Annotated in this window: 1 protein-coding gene and 1 pseudogene; both read left to right on the top strand. The window is 56.4% G+C overall.

Annotated features, from left to right (window positions below):
- Positions 1–568, top strand: a pseudogene (locus Q0362_RS03845) (hypothetical protein); the annotation flags it as partial.
- Between the two features lie 10 nt (positions 569–578).
- Positions 579–1,214, top strand: coding sequence for an FHA domain-containing protein (locus tag Q0362_RS03840; protein WP_298119956.1), 636 nt, complete (start codon positions 579–581; stop codon positions 1,212–1,214).
- Positions 1,215–1,219 lie beyond the last annotated feature (5 nt).

Raw genomic sequence — 1,219 nt, 5'->3', positions numbered from 1 at the left:
AACGGCAGTGGAGCCTCCTGATCAGGACGAACCACAACTCAACGACAACTCAGCTCCTGAAGTTGCTGATGAAGAGCAGCCCTCAGAGGTAGATCCTGTTCTGCAGGCCATTCTTGCTGTGGTGAATGTGCTTGGCTGGACCCTTCTCTGGTTGGGTTTGTTGGCCTCACCATTCCTCGGTGTCCTCGTGGCGAAGCGACGCCGACGCCACGCGCGTCTCAGTGCCGCAGATCCCCGTGAGCGCGTTGAGGGTGCGTGGAATGAGGTCCGTGACGCTCTGCTCGATCACGGAACGGCAGCCACTGCCTCGATGACGCGTCAAGAACTCGCTGAGTTGAGTTCACTTTCTGCCGCAACCGGTGTTGCTGTTCTTGCAGACACCGCCCAGTACTCTGTTGATCCTCTCACTGATGCAGAAGTGATTCGTGCGTGGTCTGAGGCAGATGGTGTTGTGCGAGAAATGGGTGCGAACCTGACGCGCTGGCAACAGTTCACAGCCAAGATCTCAGTCAAATCATTTGGTCTCTCATGGGCTCGCTTCACGGCTTGGTTGCCCAAGCGCCGGTAACATCACAACCATGTTGTGTGAGGTCTGTCAGAGCGCGCTTCCTGAGGGAGCCTTGTTCTGTGGTGAATGTGGGAGCTCCGTCGCCCGCACGCAGGCCATTCCTGTCGTGAAGGCAGAGCCTGTCGCGGAACCAACACCAACGCCTGCAGAAGTTCCCCCAGCAGAATCTTTCACCACAGCTCCATCACAAGAACCTGAGACCACTTCAACAAACATTGTTGAGCAGATTGAGGGCGTTGACCTCTCCGAACTCTTTGAAGCCCCGCCTCAGCGGGTAGTAGAAGCCCCTCGGTTCGCAACAGAAAACGAACTGACTTCGATGGTGTCGTTCACGATTACTCTGGGCAACGGCGACAGTGTTGAGATAACACAGAGTGGTTTGCTTGGTCGCATGCCGACCCCTGCAGAGGGTGAAGAATTCGAGCACCTCATTGTGGTCTCTGACCCAGGACGATCCGTGTCTAAGACGCACCTCGAGTTTGGTGTTGATGGCAATGAATTGTGGATTGCAGATCGCAACAGCGGTAATGGCACCATCGTGCGCGAGCCAGGAGTAGTTCCACGTCGTGCTCAGCCAGGCACTCACTACACCGTCGTGCGCGGCACCCGCTTGGACTTTGGTGATCTCCACCTCACCATTAGCTAGAACGC

The organism is uncultured Aurantimicrobium sp. (genome assembly GCF_936931525.1).
In the GTDB taxonomy this organism is placed as follows: domain Bacteria; phylum Actinomycetota; class Actinomycetes; order Actinomycetales; family Microbacteriaceae; genus Aurantimicrobium.
This window is presented reverse-complemented; position numbering and strand designations above follow the sequence as displayed.

Coding starts and splice junctions, on each gene's coding strand:
- Q0362_RS03840 (WP_298119956.1), top strand. CDS start 579: ATGTTGTGTGAGGTCTGTCAGAGCGCGCTTCCTGAGGGAGCCTTGTTC.